The following is a 17,611-nucleotide window of genomic DNA, read 5'->3' as shown; positions in this document are numbered from 1 at the left end:
TGAAGAGGGGACGTTACGACGTATGACCATGGGGGAAATAAAATTGGCTCGCCATATATATGGAAGCTCAATTATATATGGTCGTGTATGGATACACTGTGATAGCTATTTCCCGTTTGGCTTACAAAACAGAAGTTATGCCATGGCACCTAATGGTGAGTTATGGTTACGAAGGGAACTCTATAAAGACGATTTTTCTGATAACACGGTTCTGATAGAAGATAAACATCTTTTCATCCATGAGTTGGGGCATGTATGGCAGCATCAGCATGGACAATGGGTAAGAATGCGTGGGTTGTTTAGTTGGGCGGCTGAGTACAACTATCGTCTTGATAAGAATAAAATTACTGATTACTCGCTGGAGCAACAAGCTTCGATTTTTGCTGATTACTGGCTGCTGTTGGTTTATGGTATTGAAACGTGGCGTTATTATCAACGTCCTGGACGAGTGGGTAAGTACAGGGGAACCGATAGTTTGCGTGACATTCATGCACTTTATCAAAAAATTATTAAGGGATGAGAGGGAGCATGAAAAAATATGTGGTTCTATTCACGGCCTGCTTCCTGGTCGGCTGTCCGGGGCCTGGCGATAAGCTGGCTCCGCGCTTCCCCGCCGTTGTCACTGCCAAAGATAACCATGTCTGCATTCTTTCTTCTATGAAGGCGGGGGATAATATCCGCTTCGTTCAGATTTATAGCGAATCAGGCGATAAGCTCATTAAAGCTATCGATAATGACGTTTTCTTCGTTGAGCCGGGGAGGTGCATGCCGGTATTCGACTATGCTTTTCGGCCAGGGAAGCGTTATTCCGTCGCCTACGATATACAGACACCCGAAGGTTCGCATTTGATTACCGCCGCATTCATGGTTGTCTCCGACGAACGGGGCAACCTGAGGGTTAACCATTAACGCATGTTCTTAGGTTTAGTTTGTTGGACTGCGTTAGGTTGTAGAATGAAAGGCTATGAAAAAACTTGCCCTGTTGCTCGCTAACGCATTGGCTGTTGTTGGGCTGGCTGTGCTGACAATAAAGCTTTTTCCTGTACCCAGGCTAAACCAGAACCAAACCGCTTGGCTGATTGACGCCAGTGGGTTTTTTCATTTTAACGATACGGAATGGTTTGGTGCGCTCGTTTTTGGCGCGTTTTATCTGCTGGTCGGGTGTCTGGAGTGGCTCTTTATCCGCCAGGTTTTTCAGCGGGTGAGCTGCGGGCACCGCCACTAACTCTCATCACCGTTCCTCCACCTTCACCACCCGGGTATTCAGCGGGGTGAGCGTCTGCCCGGCGCTGCCGATCGGCGTCAGGCGCGGGACGGGGCGGCCGCTGTCGCTTTCCACCAGCGTTGAGTGCGCTTCTCCCTCGGCGAACAGATGATCTTCCCCCCACTGGCGCAGGCCGACGATCACCGGAAACAGCGCGCGGCCTTTCTCGGTCAGCACATACTCCTGATAGGCGCTGCCGTCTGCGGCGGGCACGATTTCCAGCACGCCGTGCGTCACCAGCGCGCGCAGGCGGGTGGCAAGGATGTTCTTCGCCATCCCCAGCCCTTTTTGAAATTCGCTGAAGCGGGTGACGCCGTCGAAGGCGTCACGCACGATCAGCAGCGACCACCAGTCGCCAATCACATCCAGCGTACGCGCCACCGGGCACGGCGCGTTTTCCAGGCTTTTACGTTTCACGACGGTTATCTCCAGCTGCATATTCTGGTTGCATTATAAAACCTCCGCGCCTAAAGTTCATTGGGTTTAATAATGAAACCAGATTGAGGTGTGCGATGAGCGACAAACTGCTGGATCCCCCCTGTGCGGCGCTGGGGCGCCTGCCGGCCCCTCTGGTGCTGCTGTTGGTCGCCGCCAGCGCCTTTAGCGTGGCCAACGTTTACTATGCGCAGCCGCTGCTGGACGCCATCGCCCATGATTTTTCCATCAGCCTGGCGGCGGTCGGCATGGTGATCACCGTGACCCAACTGGGCTGCGCGCTGGCGCTGCTGTTGGTGGTGCCGCTCGGGGATCGGCTGAACCGGCATTGGTTGCTGGCGGGGCAACAGCTGGGGCTGATCGGCGCGCTGCTATTGGTGGGCTGGGCGCACAGCGCGCCCTGGCTGCTGGTAGGGATGTTGCTGGTAGGCTTATTGGGCACCGCCATGACGCAGGGGCTGATCGCTTTCGCCGCAGTCCTGGCGGCGCCGCAGGAGCGCGGGCGGGTGGTCGGTGCGGCGCAGGGCGGGGTGGTGCTGGGGCTGTTGTTGGCGCGCACCCTGTCCGGCGCGCTGGCGGACGTTGGCGGCTGGCGCACGGTGTACTTCTTCTCCGCCGGGGTGACGCTGGTATTGCTGCCGATCCTGTCGCGCCTGCTGCCCGCGCCGCGCACCGCTCCCAGTACGCTGAGCTATCCCGCGCTGCTGCGTTCGATGCTGAGCCTGTTGCTGCATGACCGCACGCTGCAAATTCGCGGCATTTTGGCGCTGCTAATGTTCGGCGCTTTCAGCCTCTTTTGGAGTTCGCTGGTGTTGCCGCTGAGCCAGGCGCCGTTCAACTTCACCCACGCCGCGGTGGGGGCGTTCGGCCTGGTCGGCGCGGTGGGCGCGCTGGCGGCGGTGCGCGCCGGGCATCTGGCGGATCGCGGGCTGGGGCAGGCGGCCAGCGGCGTGTGTCTGCTGCTGTTGACGCTGGCCTGGCTGCCGCTCGGTTTGCTCGGCAGCGGCCTGGTTTGGCTGGTGGCGGGCATCGTGCTGCTGGATCTGGCGGGCCAGGCGATCCACGTGCTGAACCAGAGCATGATCTTCAGCGCGCACCCGCAGTCGCACAGCAGGCTGGTGGGCTGCTACATGCTGTTTTACGCCGTCGGTAGCGGGTTGGGCGCCTTTGCCGGCACCCATATGTATGCCTGGGCGGGCTGGAGCGGCGTCTGCTGGCTGGGGGCGGGCGTCAGCCTGAGCGCGCTGCTGTTTTGGCGGCTGACGCTGCGCGGCATGCCGCCCTCAGCGACGGCGGTGGAGCAGTGAAAGCTGGAAGCCCAGCGCACCACACAACTGCTGAGGCGCGGTGAAGCCGCTTTCCGCCAGGAGGAGACGGCTGCGTGCCGCCGCCATCGGGTGCCAGTTGCGGCGGGTGCGTTCGATCACCTCCTGCGCCTGCGCCGCCGAATGCCCGGCGCTTTGCAGCCAGTGTTGGTAATGGCTGACGGGCAGGCCCTCCGGTTGATAGTCGAACAGCAGCAGCGGTGCAGCGGGGGAGAGGCGCTGCGCCAACTGCTGCAGGAAATCCAGTTTGGCGCCATCGTCGGCGATAAAATGCAGCACCAATGAGCACACCGCTGCGTCGTGGCGGGTTTGCGGCGCTTGTTGCAGCAAGGTGGGCTGGAAACTCACCCGTTGTGCATAACCCGCGGCTTCGGCCTTGGCGCGCGCGGCCGCCAGCATGCCGGCGGAGGGTTCCACGGCGCTGAAACGCCAGCTGGCGTTGGCGGCGGCCAGCGCCGACAGTTCGCTGCCGGTGCCGCAACCGGCCAGCAACAGCGTGGCGTCATTCGGCAGCGTCTGCGCGAGCGTCGCCGTCAGCAGCGCCTGAGCAAACTGATAGCCAGGCACGAGGGTCAGAATACGGCGATCGTAGTCCGCCGCCGCGGCATCGGGGAAGCGAGTATCCGTTTGGTGTTGCATAACCTTCCTTGCAAAGTTCATTGAGAGAGACAAGGAAGGGTATGCTTAAGTGATAATGAAATCCATTATCATTAATAAGTTCTGTGACGGGAAAGGCAGCGTTAGCGGGCCGGCGAATGCAGCAGGTAATAATCTTCTTCGCCGTCGTTGCCGGTAGAAATGATGCGCCAGCCGTGTTTGCGGTAGAACGCCAGCGCCTTTTCATTCTTCACCAGGCATTTCAGCGAGCCGGTGGCGGTGAAGGTAGCTTCCGCCGCCTGCAGCAGCGCACTGCCGACGCCGCGCGGCGGCTGATGGGGATCGACATACAGGTTATGAATGAAGTTGTCTTCGCGGTAGACGGAGACGAATCCCAGCAGCACGCCGCCGTCTTCCGCCACCAAAATCGCTTCGCCCAGCGTCGCGCCGTCGAAATCTTCCAACTGATAGTTTGAGGTATCGCGCCAGCCGAACGCCGCCTTGCGCGACGCCAGGTACAGCGTGCGCAGGAAGGGGCGATCGGTTTCTTGGTAGGGTCTTATCTGCATGGCATCTCCCGGTGGTTTGTGCTCACTATAGCGCATAGCGCGGCGTATGCTCGCCGGGCAATTTATTCGCTTGTTTGTCCGCGTCGCCGCTGGCATGATCCCCTGCAGGGATTAACGCAACGTTGATCACAACCTATTGATTTTCATGACTCGGGGTGCCCTTCTACGTGAAGGCTGAGAAATACCCGTATTACCTGATCTGGATAATGCCAGCGTAGGGAAGTCACGGCCGCCCAGCCGGCGCCGCCTTCTTGAACGCCGGTTGGGAGGAATATGATCGCTCGACCTGATGCACTACCCGGCGCGCGCGCCGCGGCCTGTCTGACCCAATTCCAACAGCGGCCTCCGCTGATCCACTGCCTGACCAACGAGGTGGTGCAATCGCTGACCGCCAACGTGCTATTGGCGCTCGGCGCCTCCCCGGCGATGGTGGTGGAGCCGCAAGAGGCGGCGCAGTTCAGCGCGCTGGCCGACGGCCTGCTGATCAACGTCGGTACCCTCAATGCGCTGCGCGCCGAATCTATGCGGGCGGCGGTGGCCGCGGCCAATCAGGCCGGCAAGCCCTGGACGCTGGATCCGGTGGCGGTCGGCGCGCTCTCCTACCGCACCGCCTTTGCTAAACAGCTGCTGGACGAGAAACCGGCGGCGATACGCGGCAACGCCTCGGAAATCATGGCGCTCAGCGGGTTGCTGGCCAGCGGCCGCGGCGTGGACAGCGGCGACGATTCGCTGGCGGCATTGCCCGCCGCGCGTGAGCTGGCGCAGCGCAGCGGCGCGGTGGTGGCGGTCACCGGCGCGGTGGATTACGTCACCGACGGCCAACGCGATTGGGCGATCGAAGGCGGTTCCCCGCTGATGACGCGGGTGGTGGGCACCGGCTGCGCGCTGTCGGCGGTCGTGGCAGCGTTTTGCGCCCTGCCGGGCGATCGCCTGGACAACGTGGCGACCGCCTGCCGGGTGATGTCCCACTGCGGCGGCCTCGCGGCCAGACAGGCCACCGGGCCGGGCAGCTTTACGCCGGCGTTCCTCGACGCCCTGTATCAGCTGCGCGGGGAGGATCTGTGATGAAACGCATTAACGCCCTGACCATCGCCGGCACCGATCCCAGCGGCGGCGCCGGCATTCAGGCCGATTTGAAGGCTTTCTCGGCGCTCGGCGCCTACGGCACCTCGGTGATCACCGCGCTGGTGGCGCAGAATACCCGCGGCGTGCAGTCGGTGTATTACATCGATCCGGCGTTCGTCGCCACGCAGTTGGACTCGGTGTTCAGCGACGTGCGCATCGACAGCGTCAAGATCGGCATGCTGGCCAACGCCGACATCGTGCAGGCGGTGGCCGAACGGCTGCGCCATTACCGGCCGGAATTCGTGGTGCTGGACACCGTGATGCTGGCGAAAAGCGGCGATCCGTTGCTGGCGCCGGAGGCGGTGGCGTCTATTCGACGCGAGCTGTTGCCGCTGGTGTCGATCATTACGCCGAACCTGCCGGAAGCGGCGGCGCTGCTGGCGTGCGCGCCGGCGGAAGATGAAGCGCAGATGCGCGAGCAGGGGCGGGCGCTGCTGGCGATGGGCTGCCGGGCGGTGCTGATGAAGGGCGGCCACCTGAGCGAAAGCGAGAGCCCGGACTGGCTGTTTACCGCAGAAGGCGAGCAGCGCTTTACCGCGCCGCGCGTCGCCACCCGCCACACCCACGGCACCGGTTGCACGCTCTCGGCCGCGCTGGCGGCGCTGCGCCCGCGCCATGCCGACTGGGCGGCCACGGTGGCCGCCGCCAAGGACTACCTGCAACAAGCGCTGCAACAGGCGGACACGCTGGAAGTGGGGCACGGCATCGGGCCGGTGCATCATTTCCACGCCTGGTGGTGAGTCAACTTTTTGCCGCAACCGTGGTCTGACTAGTTCAGGCCCGGTTTTATGGGCGAAACCTGATTTAACCTAGGGAGAAGGACTATGACGGGACACCAGGCGCTGCGTTGCGCCCTCTTCGGCGCATTGCTCAGCTTCAGCGCGGGCAGCTTTGCTCAGCAAATCGTCACCACGTCGGATTTGATTCAGCAGCCGGGGTATCAGGCCAGCTGGCAAAACATGGTGAAAGGCCAGGCGCGGATGCCGGGCTGGGCGCGCAAGGGCGTCGGCACCTCGACGCCGGCGCAGAACCTGAGCTGGAAGGGCAAAGAGTATCTGGTCGGCAACCTGTGCAAGCCGCACGACTGCGGCAACAACTTTTTGATCGTGGCGTTCAGCGCGGACAAATCCCAGGCCTGGGGCGTGCGAGTGGCGGTGGAAGACCGGCCGGAAGCCGTCGACCATCCGAAGAAATACGCCAAGTATCAGTGGCTCGGCAAGCCGGATGACGACATGAAAGCGCTGCTGAAGCAGCAGTTCGAGAACAATCCCGACTGGAAATGATCTGACCGGGGGCGCCGGTGATGGCGCCCCCGGCGTTGGTCAGCCGATGCCGGCCTGATGCAGATCGTGCAGGTTGAGCGCCCCCACCAGTACGCCGTCCATATCGACCACCGGGGCCGCGCTGATGTGCTGTTCGTGCAGCGCCTCCAGCGCCTCGCCGGCGCGCCACTGCTCCGGCAGCCGATAGCCGGGGCGGGTGATCGCCGGGCTGAGCGGATCCTGCAGGCTGTTGCCCTTCACCAGCCAGCGGCGCAGGTCGCCGTCGGTAAACACGCCCACTACCCGCTGCTGCGCGTCGCAGACCGCCACTAACCCGAGCCCGGTGCGGCTCAGCTCCAGCATCGCTTCCATCACGTTGGCGCTTTCGCTCACGCGCGGCAGGCGATCGCCGGTGCGCATCAGGTGATGCACGCGGTTCAGCAGGCGCGCCCCCAGGCTGCCGCCCGGGTGCGAGCGGGCGAAATCTTCCGCGTTGAAACCGCGCTGGCGCATTAACGCCATCGCCAGAGCATCGCCCATCATCAGCGTGTTGACCGCGCTGGAGGTCGGCGCCAGCCCCATCGGGCAGGCTTCGCGCTCGACGCCGATATCCAGCACGCAGGCTGCGGCCAGCGCCAGCGGCGACTCTTTGCCGCCGGTGACGGCGATTACCGGAATGCCGTTCTCCGCCAGCAGCGGCAGGATCAGATCCAGCTCTTTGGCGCGGCCGGAGTAGGAGATGAACACCACCACGTCGTCGGCGCCGATCATGCCGAGATCGCCGTGCAGCGCCTCCGCCGGGTGCACAAAGAACGACGGCGTGCCGGTGCTGGCCAGCGAGGCGGCGATTTTCTTGCCGATATGGCCGGACTTGCCGATGCCGGAAATCACTGCTTTGCCACGGCAGTTCAGCAGCAGTTCGCAGGCGCTGACGAAGTTGTCGTCCAGGCGCGCCAGCAGGCGTTGCGCTTCGGTCAGCTCGATCTCCAGCGTTTCGCGGGCGAAGGCGAGCAGGGCGTTGGCGTTACTCATCGGGGTCTCCTACCAGAAGGATATTGATGCCTTTCGCCTGCAGGGCGGCGAGGTAATCGGGGTTGATGTCTCGGTCGGTGATCAGCGTGTCGACGGCGCTGAGTTCGCACACCACGTTCGGGCTCTTGCGGCCGAATTTCGAGGAGTCTACCAACAGAATAATGCGGCCGGCGGCTTCGCACATCGCTTTGCTGACGTTGTGCACTTCGTTGAAGGTGGTGACGCCGGCGTTGAGATCGACGCCGTCCGCGCCGATAAACAGCTTGTCGAAGCTGAACTGCTGAAACGCCGATTCGGCCTGGTTGCCGTGGAACGAAGCCGATTTTTTGCGGTAGGTGCCGCCGGGCATCAGGATGGTCTGATCGTTGTCCAGCTCCACCAGCGCGTTGACGATGGTCAGGCTGTTGGTCATCACCGTGATGTTATTGAACTGCGCCAGGTGCGGCACCATCTGCAGCACCGTGCTGCCGGCATCGAAGATCAGCGAGTCGCCGTCGGCGATCAGCGCCACGGCGGCGCTGGCGATGTGGCGTTTTTTCTCGGTGTTGATATGGGTTTTGCGGTCGATCGGCTGATCGCCGTCGTCGCGGCTGAGCACCACGCCGCCGTAGGTGCGGATCACCTCGCCTTCTTCTTCCAGCAGGGTGAGATCCTTGCGGATGGTGGTGCCGGTGGTGGAGAAATGCTCGGCCAGGGCATCCACTGCCGTTTTGCCGTGCCGCTGCAGATATTCAAGGATAGCGGCCTGCCGCTGCTTTGGTTTCATCGCGATTCCCGTTCACAAGAGTTGGGCATTTCCCCTCGCTGAATAATTCACTATGAAAGGTAATGTCTTTTAATGTGAAAATATCACGATTTGGGTTCAATCGCTAACGATAGTGCAGACTGGCATGCGCGATCCTCGGGGAAGATCACATCCGGGCGCAAATCCCGCTGATGCAAACCGTGCAATCGAGGCAGCGGGCGGGGCCGGGCGAAAACGGTCAGGCCGCGCAGCAACAGGCTGCCGCACACCCGCCGATCGGCGTCGAAGGCCAGTGCCAGCACCACTCGCGGGCGGAAGCGGCCGCCGGAACGGCCGACGCCGACGGCGCCCAGCCGGCACAGGCCGTCGAAGGCGCGGTTGAAGCGCTGCAGTTGCCACCAGCCAAAGGCGATTTGCAGCAGCCAGGCCAGCAGCGCGAAGGCGATCAGAGCTTGAGTCATGGGGTTCTCCTTAGCCCCCTTCCGCCGAAGGGGGCGTCGATGGCGTCAGAACATCACCTGGCCGCCGGTGATGTTGATCGATTGGCCGGTGCAGTAAGAGGCCTTGTCGCTGGCGTAGAACAGCAGGGTGTTCAGCACGTCCTGGTAGTCGCAGCCGCGCTTCAGCGGCACTTTGTCGATGTAGTACTGCTCCACCTGGTCCGGCGCTATGCCCAGTTTTTGCGCGTACTGCGGCAGCAGCGACTGGAACATCGGCGACTTCAGCAGGTTGCCGAGCATCAGCGAATGCACGGTAATGCCGTACTCCGCCAGATCGAGCGCCAGCGACTGCGTCAGCCCCACGCCGCCGAACTTGGCGGCGCTGTAGCCGGAGTTGTGCTTGCTGCCGACCTTGCCGGACTTGGAGTTGATCTGAATGATGCGCCCGGCGATGCCGTCGCGGATCATCAGGCGCGAGAACTCGCGGGCGCAGAGGAAATAACCCACCAGGTTCACCTGCAGCGAGCGATCGAAGTCGCCCAGCGGGAAATCGGTGATTGGCGCCGCCTTGGCGATGCCGGCGCTGTACACCAGCAGGTTGGCCTGGCCGAACGCCCGGTCAACCGCCGCCGCCAGCGCGATCACGCTCTGCTCGTCGGTGGCGTCGGCCTGAAAACCGCAGGCGCTGCCTGTGCCGTACTCTTCGTTGATCTGCTGTGCCACCTGATTGGCGTTGTCGGCGTTCAGATCGGCCACCGCCACCCGATAACCGGCCTGCGCCAGCCCGTGGGACAAAAAGGCGCCTAACGTTTGGCCGCCGCCAATCACTACAGCTACTTCAGACATGGTCTACTCCTTATGCGATAAATGACAGCGTGCTGCCCAACGGGATATCGGTCGGCGTCGGGCCGGATACGTGGATCGAGCCGGGGAATTCGGCTTCGGCTTCGCCGTCGAAGCGCACGGTGATGTGGCCCAGCTCGCGCAGGTTCTGCGTGGCGACGCTGCCGACGGCGGTGATGGCGTAGCGCCGCTGCGCCAGCTCCATCACGCCGCCGACCTGCAGCTCGCCGGCGGTCGCGCCGTGGCGGTGGATGAAGCAGAACTCTTCGATATCCGCCGGCGCGCCTTCACGGAAGGTGATCAGCATGTTGTCCAGCAACGCGTCGCGGGCGCAGCCGCCGATCTGCGTGATGGTGGTGTGAAAAATGGTGTGCATAAACGTCTCCCTGGAAATCAGCTTATTGATAAATGAAGGCCGAGGCGGCCCAGGCGATCAACACCGTCGGCGCGCCGGTCAGGAAGCGGCCGACCAGCACCGAAGGCACGCCGACTCGCACGGTGTCCTGCTTGGCTTCCGCCAGCGACAGGCCGACCGGAATGAAGTCGCAGGCGGCCTGCGCGTTGATGGCGAACAACGCGGGCAGCGCCAACTGCGGCGGAATATGGCCGAGGCCGATCTGCACCCCGACCAGCACGCCGATCACCTGGGCGATGACCGCGCCGGGGCCGAGGAACGGCGACAGCAGCGGGAATGAGCAGATCAACGCCAGCGTCACCAGGCCGATCGGGCTGTTGGCCAGCGGCGTCAGGCCGTGAGCGATAAAGTCCCCGAGGCCGGAGGCCATGATGATGCCGATCAAGGCCGAGACGAACGCCATAAACGGCAGGATGGTCTTCAGCACGGTGTCGATGGTGTCGCGCCCGGCCTGGAAGAACACCGCCACCACCGATCCCATGCCCATGCCGACCTTCGCCAGCAGCCCGTCGCTTTGCTCGGTGATCTTCTTGCTGGTGTCGTAGTCGCGTGCCTTGGGCGGCGCTGCAACGGTGGTGGCGGGTTGGCTATCTGCCGCTTCGATTCGGCTGATGTTGTGGTCGCGCACGCCGGAGACATAGATGTCTTCGAGGATAAACTGCGCCAGCGGGCCGGACTGGCCGGTGGCGTGGATGTTGACCGTCGGAATGCGGCGTTTCGGATACAGGCCGCAGCGCAGGGTGCCGCCGCAGTCGATCACCGCCACCCCGATCTCTTCCGCCGGCGGTTCACCTTCTTTGAAGCCGTCGACGGCCGGCCAGCCGGTCAATTCGCTGAGGCGATCGACGATCGAAGGTCGGGTGCCGGCGGTGATGTACACCACTTTCTTGCCGGGCTCTATCGGCAGCTCCAGGGGGCCGCCCCAGCCGCTGGCGCCTTTTTCAATACGGATATAAGCACTCATGCTGCACTCCACGAATTAAAGTTGCACCTGGCGATCCAGACGGATGCCCATCTTGCGTTCGAACAGGCTGGTGGTGAGATCGGTGACCCAGCCGCGGAAGAAGTTGGTGAACAGCCCCACCAGGAAATAGCTCACCGCCAGCGGGCCGAGCGGCAGGCCGAGGGTGGTCAGGCCGCTGGCGATGCCGAGGTAAACGAACAGCTCGCCGGGATTGATGTGCGGGAACAGGCCGTTCATCGAGTGGCAGCTGTAGGAGGCCGCCGCGTAGTAGCTCGGCTTGTATTTCTCCGGCATGAAGCGCCCCAGGCTGAGGGTCATCGGGTTGCAGAAGACAAAGGTGCCGATCAGCGGCAGCAGCAGATAACGCGACACGGGGTTGCCCGCGCAGCGCTGCGCCAATCGTTCGATACGTTCCTGGCCAACAAATTTGATCAGCGCGTTCATGATAACCAACAGGCTGATCAACAAAGGTAAAATGCCGGTCACCATGCCGACAAACACTTCACCGCCTTTCTGAAACAGGCCGATAAACCACTCGGCGCCGTGGGTGATTAGCTCAATCATTATGTTCTCCTGTAATGGACTGATATGGCCTGGAGCGAACGGCGGCTCTGTCGCCATGGGCCTTACAGTAGTCACTTTGTTGGGCTATTTGTTTTAAATAGATCACAATTTGAAAGATAAATATTTTATTTTGAAAGTTTGAAGTGAAAGAAAGAGAAGGTCTGTGGCATGAGGGGGAGAGAGCGGGCACAAAAAAGCCCGGCGAACCGGGCTTTGGGTAGGGGGTATACGGAAATCGCCGTTGTTAGCGTGCTTCTGTTACTGCTCGAGAATCTTTTGTATTGTCTGTACGGAAGCACCGTTTCTTTCGGCCGTTTGGGCCAGTTCTTGCTTTTGTTTGTCTTTTTCAGCGATTGCCATATCTTTGGCGGCGGCTATCGCGGCCAGGAAAATTTCTTTTTCCGTCGCGGTGAGCGGGCCTTGTAGTCTGGCTTCGCAGACGCGATACAACGTATCGCGGATAAAATTTACCGTTGTGGTGCGCCGAGCCAGATCGATTACGGCGGTGCTGAACCCTGCATCGCCACTGACTTTTTGAATTTGTTCCGTACTCATTTCAGCTTTCAGCGCGGCAATAACGGACTGCGCGACATCAGGCGGTGGAGCCACGCAGTACTTGATATTTGAGTCTGCGGGAATATAAATGGCGCTGCTTCTTGTTGAGTCATAGTCAAACCAATACGTTTCTCCAGGCTTCAACTCATGCCTGGAGGCCGGAGATTTAAATAGCGCGCAAGACGATAGCGAAAGGATGAGCAGGGAGATGATTACAATATTGACTTTCATGATGGCACCACCATAAAAATGTGGATTAACTAGCGTAAAATTTAGTCAAAAGTCCATAAATAACAATGAACTATAACAATTATTAATGCGCTAAGTTTTTGTGTTTTCGGAAAAGGTGGGAAATTTGAAGTTTGATAAGGTTAACTTTCAATCTTTAATGATTTATGTCGTTCTCTTTCGCATATTTGGAATAAAAAAAGCGCAGGAAGATTAAATAAAAACCAGCTCTTATTTTTGCTCATAAAATACATTCGGTTGCATTATTTCCTTGTCAAGACCTCCCTCGATGCACAAAAAAGCCCGGCGAACCGGGCTTGAGGACAGGCGGTCCGTCACATCAGGCGATGGTGACCTTCTTGTCCAGGTAGGCGTCTTGCACGGCGTTGATCAGCGCCACGCCGTCTTTCATCGATTTCTTGAACGCCTTGCGCCCCAGGATCAGGCCCATGCCGCCGGCGCGTTTGTTGATCACCGCGGTGCGCACCGATTCCTGCAGATCGTTCTCACCGGCGGCGCCGCCGGAGTTGATCAGCCCAGCGCGGCCCATGTAGCAGTTGGCTAACTGGTAGCGCACCAGATCGATCGGGTGATCGGTGGTCAGCTTGGTGTAGACGCGATCGTCGGTATAGCCGAATTTCACCGCGCGGTAGCCGCCGTTGTTTTCCGCCATTTTCTGTTTGACGATGTCGGCGCCGATGGTGGCGGCGATGTGGTTGGCCTGGCCGGTCAGATCGGCGCTGGAGTGGTAGTCCACGCCGTCCTTGTTGAATGCCGGGTTGCGCAGATAGGCCCACAACACGGTGACCATGCCCAGCTCATGCGCGCGCTCGAAGGCGATCGAGATCTCTTCGATCTGGCGGCGCGACTGCTCGGAGCCGAAGTAAATGGTGGCGCCGACCGCCACCGCGCCCATGTTGAACGCCTGCTCGACGCTGGCGTACAGGGTCTGGTCGTACTGGGTCGGGTAGCTCAGCGTTTCGTTGTGGTTGAGTTTGACCAGGAACGGAATTTTATGTGCGTAGCGGCGCGATACCGACGCCAGCACGCCGTAGGTGGAAGCGACGCAGTTACAGCCGGCTTCAATCGCCAGCTCGACGATGTTCTTCGGATCGAAATACAGCGGGTTGGCGGCGAACGAGGCGGCGGCGGAGTGCTCGATGCCCTGATCGACCGGCAGGATCGACAGGTAGCCGGTGCCGGCCAGGCGGCCGTGGTTGAACAGGGTTTGCATCGAACGCAGCACGCTGTTGGGGCGGTTGTTATCGATCATTACGCGGTCGACGAAGTCGTCGCCCGGCAGGTAGAGATTCTCGGCGGGGATAGTGGTACAGCGGTGTTGCAGCAGATCTTCCGCTTCCTTTCCTAGCAACTGCACAATATCAGTCATGATTCACTCCCGATTAAGCTTCTTCATACACCGGCAATGCAAGGGTTTTTGACCACCGGCGCAGTAAAAAAGCGGTGATTGAAGCTGTAAAGCGATACTACCGAACTGGATCCGGCAAGGACAAACAATAGATGCGATTGAGAGGAAATGCCATTTGCGAGGCCAAATACGCGGGCACGATCGCCCCCGGCGCGCTAAACGATTGATTATTCGATCTCGAACCACTCGGTGTTCTGCTGGGCAATTGGGGTGATGGAGTAGATCATCTCCTGCAGGTGATCGTGGATGGCGCGCTCCGCCGCCTCGGCATCGCGCGCTTTCAGCGCCTCGTAGATGCGGTAGTGCTGCTTGATCAGGCTCTCCGGCGGCGAGACTTCGCTCAGGCTGAGGAAACGCACCCGATCCATGGTGGCCTTGATGGTTTCGATGGTCTCCCACGCCAGCGGGCAGTCGGCGAACTGGGTCAGCAGCTGGTGGAATTCGTCGTCCAGCGCCAGAAACTCGCGCGTTTGCCCGTTCTGCGCCGCCAGCGCCTGGCGGTGCAGGTTATGCTCCAGCGTCATCAGCTGCGCCGGGGTGGCGCGCTCGGCCGCGCGGCGCACGATGGCGCATTCCACCGCCTGGCGGATAAAGCGCCCGTCGGCCACGCGCTTGGCGGAGATTTTCATCACGAAAGTGCCGCGCTGCGGCAGGATCTGCACCAGGCCGGCCTCCGCCAGCTTGATGAAAGCTTCGCGCACCGGCTGGCGCGAAACGCAAAAGCGCGTAGAAATCTCTTTCTCGGACAACAGGGTGCCGGGGGGGATGGTGCAGTCGACGATATCCTTGCGCAGGAAGCGATAGATCTGTTGGTTGACCGGGACGTTGTTGGTGAGACTGTACGTTTCAGACATGGCGACAATCAGGCATCTGGCTGGAATTCGAATGCCACCATACTAGCAGATTATTGGTTGAGGGCGGGTGGATAAATCCACCCGCCGGGCAGGGTAACTCAGTGATGCCAATCCTGATATTCCTGCTTGCGCCGCCCTGGCGCGGTTTCCGGCATCAGGCTCAGGCCGATGGCCGACACCACGCCCAACACCATCATGTAACCCGCCAGCCCGTAGTAGTGGCCGCCGGTCACCTGCAGGATCTTCACCGCCAGCAGCCCGAGAATGCCGCTGCCGATCAGCGATCCGATCTGCCAGATCAGCGCGATGCCGCTGCAGCGCACGCGGGTGGGGAACAGTTCCGGGAAGTAGGAGGCCTGCGGCGCGTAGCACATACTGTGGCCGAAGGTCAGCACCACGATCATGGCGATCTGCGTCACCCAGAAATTATCGAGGTTGATCGCCATAAAGAACGGCACGATGCACACCACCTGCAGCAGCGCGCCGGCGATGTACACCGGTTTTCGCCCAACCCGATCGGAGAGGCGGCCCATCAGCGGAATGGCGAAAATCTCCAGCAGCACCGCCACGATCATCGCCTCCAGCAGAATGCTTTCGTTGAGGTGGTTGGCTTTGCCGTAGGCCAGCACGATCACCGTGAACATGGCGAAGGCGCAGGCTTCAATCAGCTTGGCGCACACCCCTTTGCCGATAAGGCCGGGATAGCGGCGGGCTACTTCCACCACCGGCCGGCTCTCCACCGCCTTGGTGGCACGGATTTGGGTAAACACCGGCGACTCGTCGATCTTCAGGCGAATAAACAGCCCGACAATCACCAGCAGCAGGCTGAGCAGGAACGGAATGCGCCAGCCCCAGTCCAGCATCTGCGCCGGCGACAACACGGCGGTCAGCAGCGCGAACAGCCCGGATGGCAGCAGGAAACCGGCGGGCGCGCCGATCTGTACCCAGCTGGCGTAGAAACCGCGCCGCGGCGGCGGCGCGTATTCGGCGGTCATCAGCACCGCGCCGGCCTGTTCGCCGCCGACGCCGAAGCCCTGCAGCACGCGGATAAAGATCAGCGCGAGCGGCGCCCAGATGCCGATCTGCTCATAGGTGGGCAGCAGGCCGATGCAGAAGGTGCCGAGGCCGACGATCAGGATGGTGATCACTAGCGCCTTCTTGCGGCCGACCTTGTCGCCGATGTGGCCGAACACGATGCCGCCCAGCGGACGCGCCAGGAAACCGACCGCGTAGGTGGCGAAGGCCGCCAGCGTGCTGATCAGCGGATCGGCGCTGGGGAAAAACAGCTGGCCGAAGAACAGCACCGCGGCGGTGCCGTAGGCGAAGAAATCATAATATTCGGCGGCGGTGCCGATGGCCGAAGCGCTGGCGACGCGCCGCAGCAGCGGTTGATTGCCGGTATTGACGGCGTTATGCGTGGTGACGGTCATCGGAAACCCCCCGGTCGGTAAGCGGCAGAGCGGCGACGGCGGCTTTGGCCCCCAGGCTCAGCAGTTGATGATAAGCGTGGCTGACGGCGCGGACGAAGTCAGGCGAGTCGGGCAGATCCTGGCCGAAGACGCTGTCGAGCTGCAGCAGCGCCAGGACGCGGGGCCGGCCTTCCTCGCTGCCGGCGACCAACGCGGCGATGGGGTCGCGCAGCGGATCGCTGATGTCGATCGGCGCGCCTTGCTCATCGCGGCCGCCGACGTAGCGCATCCAGCCGGCGACGCCCAGCGCCAGGCAGTCGAAGCGGCTACCATGCGCCAGATGCCAGCGGATCGCGTCCAGCAGCCGCTGCGGTAGCTTTTGCGTGCCGTCCACGGCGATTTGCGCGGTGCGGTGCTTCAGCGCGCGGTTGCGGAAACGCCGCAGCAGCGAGTCGGCATACTGCGCCAAATCGACGTTCGGCACCTGCAGGGTCGGTGCCTGTTCCGCCAGCATCAGGTGACGGGCGGCGCGGACAAAATCCGCGTCCTGCATGCAGTCGCCGATGTGCTGATAACCGGCCAAATAGCCGAGGTAGGCGAGGAACGAATGGCTGCCGTTCAGCATGCGCAGCTTCATCTCCTCGTACGGCAGCACGTCGCTCACCAGCTCGGCGCCGACCTTTTCCCAGGCCGGGCGCCCTTGGGGAAAGCGATCCTCAATGACCCACTGGCTGAACGGCTCGCAGGCCACGCCGACCTCATCCTCGACGCCGCCCAGGCAGGCAAACAGTTGTTCGCGGGCTTCCTGCGTCATCGCCGGCACGATGCGATCTACCATGGTGGAAGGGAAGGCGACCTCTTGACGCATCCAGTCGGCCAGCGCCGGATCCTGCCGCTGCGCCAGGTCGAGCAGCACCTGACGCGTGACCCGGCCGTTGGCCGGCATATTGTCGCAGGACATCACGGCGAACGGCGGCAGCCCGCGTTCGCGGCGCAGGCGCAGCGCCGCCAGCAGCAGCCCCGGCGCCGACTGTGGCTGCGCCGGGTGAGAGATATCATGCGCGATCGCCGGGTGTTCCGCCATCAGCCGGCCGCTGGCAGGGTGGTGGCAATAGCCCTTTTCGCTGATGGTCAGCGAGACGATGGCGATCTCAGGCTGCGTCAGGGCCGCCAGCACCGCCGCCAGCCCGTCGGTTTGCAGGTGCAGCGCCTGGCGCACCACGCCGATGACCCGGCCCTGCCAGCCGTCGTCGTCCATCTCCGCCACCGAGAACAGCAGATCCTGTTGCCGTAGGTCGGCGATCTTTTGCCGGCCGTGCTGCATGCTGATTTCGCAGTAGCCCCAGTCGCTGCCGTGCTCGCTGGCCAGCCTGTCGGCGTACATCGCCTGGTGCGCGCGGTGAAAAGCGCCGAAGCCGATATGCACCATGCGCGGTTTCACGCGCTCACGTGCGTAGCCGGGCCGGAGAACGGCGGCCGGCAGCGCGCTGTGGTCGGAAAGTCTCATGTTCAATGTCCCTGGAGAGGTAAGCAAAGGGGCGAAGCCGCCCCGCCTG

22 protein-coding genes and 1 riboswitch are annotated in these 17,611 nt (G+C 61.8%); of the genes, 7 read left to right on the top strand and 15 right to left on the bottom strand.

Features of this window, described 5'->3' with window-relative positions; genetic code table 11:
* The 3 genes from ACJ8IN_RS21270 to ACJ8IN_RS21260 form a co-directional block, all read left to right on the top strand.
* Positions 1-520, top strand: a 520-nt coding sequence (locus ACJ8IN_RS21270; protein ID WP_442519522.1) for a type IV secretion protein Rhs, incomplete at its 5' end; no start/stop codon positions are given.
* Between the two features lie 8 nt (positions 521-528).
* Complete coding sequence (locus tag ACJ8IN_RS21265; RefSeq protein WP_049234936.1) at positions 529-909, top strand: putative T6SS immunity periplasmic lipoprotein; 381 nt, start codon at positions 529-531, stop codon at positions 907-909.
* Positions 910-964: 55 nt separating this feature from the next.
* On the top strand, positions 965-1,225 hold the full coding sequence (locus ACJ8IN_RS21260; protein WP_060423917.1) for a DUF1158 family protein: 261 nt from the start codon (positions 965-967) through the stop codon (positions 1,223-1,225).
* Positions 1,226-1,231: 6 nt separating this feature from the next.
* Here ACJ8IN_RS21260 and ACJ8IN_RS21255 read toward each other — a convergent pair whose 3' ends face one another.
* Positions 1,232-1,681, bottom strand: a complete 450-nt coding sequence (locus tag ACJ8IN_RS21255; RefSeq protein WP_047571750.1) for a winged helix-turn-helix transcriptional regulator — start codon at positions 1,679-1,681, stop codon at positions 1,232-1,234.
* Positions 1,682-1,776: 95 nt separating this feature from the next.
* Here ACJ8IN_RS21255 and ACJ8IN_RS21250 point away from each other — a divergent pair, with 95 nt between their 5' ends.
* Positions 1,777-3,006 carry an MFS transporter gene (locus ACJ8IN_RS21250; RefSeq protein WP_060423919.1) on the top strand — a complete coding sequence of 410 codons (1,230 nt, stop codon included), beginning with the start codon at positions 1,777-1,779 and terminating at the stop codon, positions 3,004-3,006.
* On the opposite strand, the gene ACJ8IN_RS21245 is transcribed toward ACJ8IN_RS21250, so the two are convergent.
* Positions 2,983-3,663, bottom strand: coding sequence for a methyltransferase (locus tag ACJ8IN_RS21245; RefSeq protein WP_039568494.1), 681 nt, complete (start codon positions 3,661-3,663; stop codon positions 2,983-2,985). The genes ACJ8IN_RS21250 and ACJ8IN_RS21245 overlap by 24 nt on opposite strands.
* 101 nt (positions 3,664-3,764) lie before the next feature.
* Positions 3,765-4,190 carry a GNAT family N-acetyltransferase gene (locus tag ACJ8IN_RS21240; protein WP_060423920.1) on the bottom strand — a complete coding sequence of 142 codons (426 nt, stop codon included), beginning with the start codon at positions 4,188-4,190 and terminating at the stop codon, positions 3,765-3,767.
* Between the two features lie 141 nt (positions 4,191-4,331).
* Positions 4,332-4,428: riboswitch (TPP riboswitch) on the top strand.
* Between the two features lie 35 nt (positions 4,429-4,463).
* On the opposite strand from ACJ8IN_RS21240, the gene thiM reads away from it, so the two are divergent.
* The 3 genes from thiM to ACJ8IN_RS21225 all read left to right on the top strand — a co-directional run bounded on the left by thiM (position 4,464) and on the right by ACJ8IN_RS21225 (position 6,598).
* Positions 4,464-5,255, top strand: a complete 792-nt coding sequence (gene thiM, locus ACJ8IN_RS21235) for a hydroxyethylthiazole kinase (protein WP_041036301.1) — start codon at positions 4,464-4,466, stop codon at positions 5,253-5,255.
* Positions 5,255-6,055, top strand: a complete 801-nt coding sequence (gene thiD / locus ACJ8IN_RS21230) for a bifunctional hydroxymethylpyrimidine kinase/phosphomethylpyrimidine kinase (RefSeq protein WP_161764743.1) — start codon at positions 5,255-5,257, stop codon at positions 6,053-6,055. The genes thiM and thiD overlap by 1 nt, the downstream gene beginning before the upstream one ends.
* Before the next feature lie 84 nt (positions 6,056-6,139).
* Positions 6,140-6,598, top strand: a complete 459-nt coding sequence (locus tag ACJ8IN_RS21225) for an inhibitor of vertebrate lysozyme family protein (RefSeq protein WP_033648850.1) — start codon at positions 6,140-6,142, stop codon at positions 6,596-6,598.
* A gap of 39 nt (positions 6,599-6,637) precedes the next feature.
* Here the strand turns inward: ACJ8IN_RS21225 and gutQ are convergent, their stop codons facing one another.
* The 12 genes from gutQ to ACJ8IN_RS21165 all read right to left on the bottom strand — a co-directional run bounded on the left by gutQ (position 6,638) and on the right by ACJ8IN_RS21165 (position 17,562).
* The gene (gutQ, locus tag ACJ8IN_RS21220; RefSeq protein WP_047570967.1) at positions 6,638-7,609 is read right to left on the bottom strand and encodes an arabinose-5-phosphate isomerase GutQ; all 972 of its coding nucleotides are present in this window, start codon (positions 7,607-7,609) and stop codon (positions 6,638-6,640) included.
* A complete protein-coding gene (srlR, locus tag ACJ8IN_RS21215; protein ID WP_308325966.1) occupies positions 7,602-8,375 on the bottom strand; it encodes a glucitol operon DNA-binding transcriptional repressor SrlR in 774 nt (257 codons plus the stop codon). The genes gutQ and srlR overlap by 8 nt, the downstream gene beginning before the upstream one ends.
* Positions 8,376-8,458: 83 nt before the next feature.
* The gene (gene gutM, locus ACJ8IN_RS21210; protein ID WP_033648849.1) at positions 8,459-8,815 is read right to left on the bottom strand and encodes a transcriptional regulator GutM; all 357 of its coding nucleotides are present in this window, start codon (positions 8,813-8,815) and stop codon (positions 8,459-8,461) included.
* Positions 8,816-8,860: 45 nt separating this feature from the next.
* The gene (gene srlD / locus ACJ8IN_RS21205) at positions 8,861-9,640 is read right to left on the bottom strand and encodes a sorbitol-6-phosphate dehydrogenase (RefSeq protein ID WP_197847095.1); all 780 of its coding nucleotides are present in this window, start codon (positions 9,638-9,640) and stop codon (positions 8,861-8,863) included.
* A 10-nt stretch (positions 9,641-9,650) separates the two neighbouring features.
* Positions 9,651-10,013: a PTS glucitol/sorbitol transporter subunit IIA gene (gene srlB / locus ACJ8IN_RS21200; RefSeq protein WP_021504438.1), complete on the bottom strand. Its 363-nt coding sequence runs from the start codon at positions 10,011-10,013 to the stop codon at positions 9,651-9,653.
* 22 nt (positions 10,014-10,035) lie between these two features.
* Entirely contained in the window at positions 10,036-11,016 is a 981-nt protein-coding gene (gene srlE / locus ACJ8IN_RS21195) for a PTS glucitol/sorbitol transporter subunit IIB (RefSeq protein ID WP_041036293.1), read from the bottom strand.
* 15 nt (positions 11,017-11,031) lie between these two features.
* The gene (gene srlA / locus ACJ8IN_RS21190) at positions 11,032-11,580 is read right to left on the bottom strand and encodes a PTS glucitol/sorbitol transporter subunit IIC (protein WP_004941528.1); all 549 of its coding nucleotides are present in this window, start codon (positions 11,578-11,580) and stop codon (positions 11,032-11,034) included.
* A gap of 258 nt (positions 11,581-11,838) precedes the next feature.
* Positions 11,839-12,366 carry a hypothetical protein gene (locus ACJ8IN_RS21185; protein ID WP_060423925.1) on the bottom strand — a complete coding sequence of 176 codons (528 nt, stop codon included), beginning with the start codon at positions 12,364-12,366 and terminating at the stop codon, positions 11,839-11,841.
* A 337-nt stretch (positions 12,367-12,703) separates the two neighbouring features.
* Entirely contained in the window at positions 12,704-13,753 is a 1,050-nt protein-coding gene (fbaB, locus tag ACJ8IN_RS21180; protein ID WP_033635553.1) for a class I fructose-bisphosphate aldolase, read from the bottom strand.
* A gap of 206 nt (positions 13,754-13,959) precedes the next feature.
* Positions 13,960-14,646: a GntR family transcriptional regulator gene (locus tag ACJ8IN_RS21175; RefSeq protein WP_033635552.1), complete on the bottom strand. Its 687-nt coding sequence runs from the start codon at positions 14,644-14,646 to the stop codon at positions 13,960-13,962.
* A gap of 98 nt (positions 14,647-14,744) precedes the next feature.
* Positions 14,745-16,076 carry an MFS transporter gene (locus ACJ8IN_RS21170; protein WP_101427223.1) on the bottom strand — a complete coding sequence of 444 codons (1,332 nt, stop codon included), beginning with the start codon at positions 16,074-16,076 and terminating at the stop codon, positions 14,745-14,747.
* Positions 16,057-17,562 carry a mannitol dehydrogenase family protein gene (locus ACJ8IN_RS21165; RefSeq protein ID WP_308325965.1) on the bottom strand — a complete coding sequence of 502 codons (1,506 nt, stop codon included), beginning with the start codon at positions 17,560-17,562 and terminating at the stop codon, positions 16,057-16,059. Before ACJ8IN_RS21165 ends, ACJ8IN_RS21170 begins: the two co-directional genes overlap by 20 nt.
* Positions 17,563-17,611: the final 49 nt, after the last annotated feature.

This window comes from Serratia sp. CY31944 (genome assembly GCF_052169175.1).
Classification (GTDB): Bacteria; Pseudomonadota; Gammaproteobacteria; order Enterobacterales; family Enterobacteriaceae; genus Serratia; species Serratia sarumanii.
Note: the sequence above shows the minus strand (reverse complement) of the source record. Positions and strands in the feature narration are given on the sequence as shown.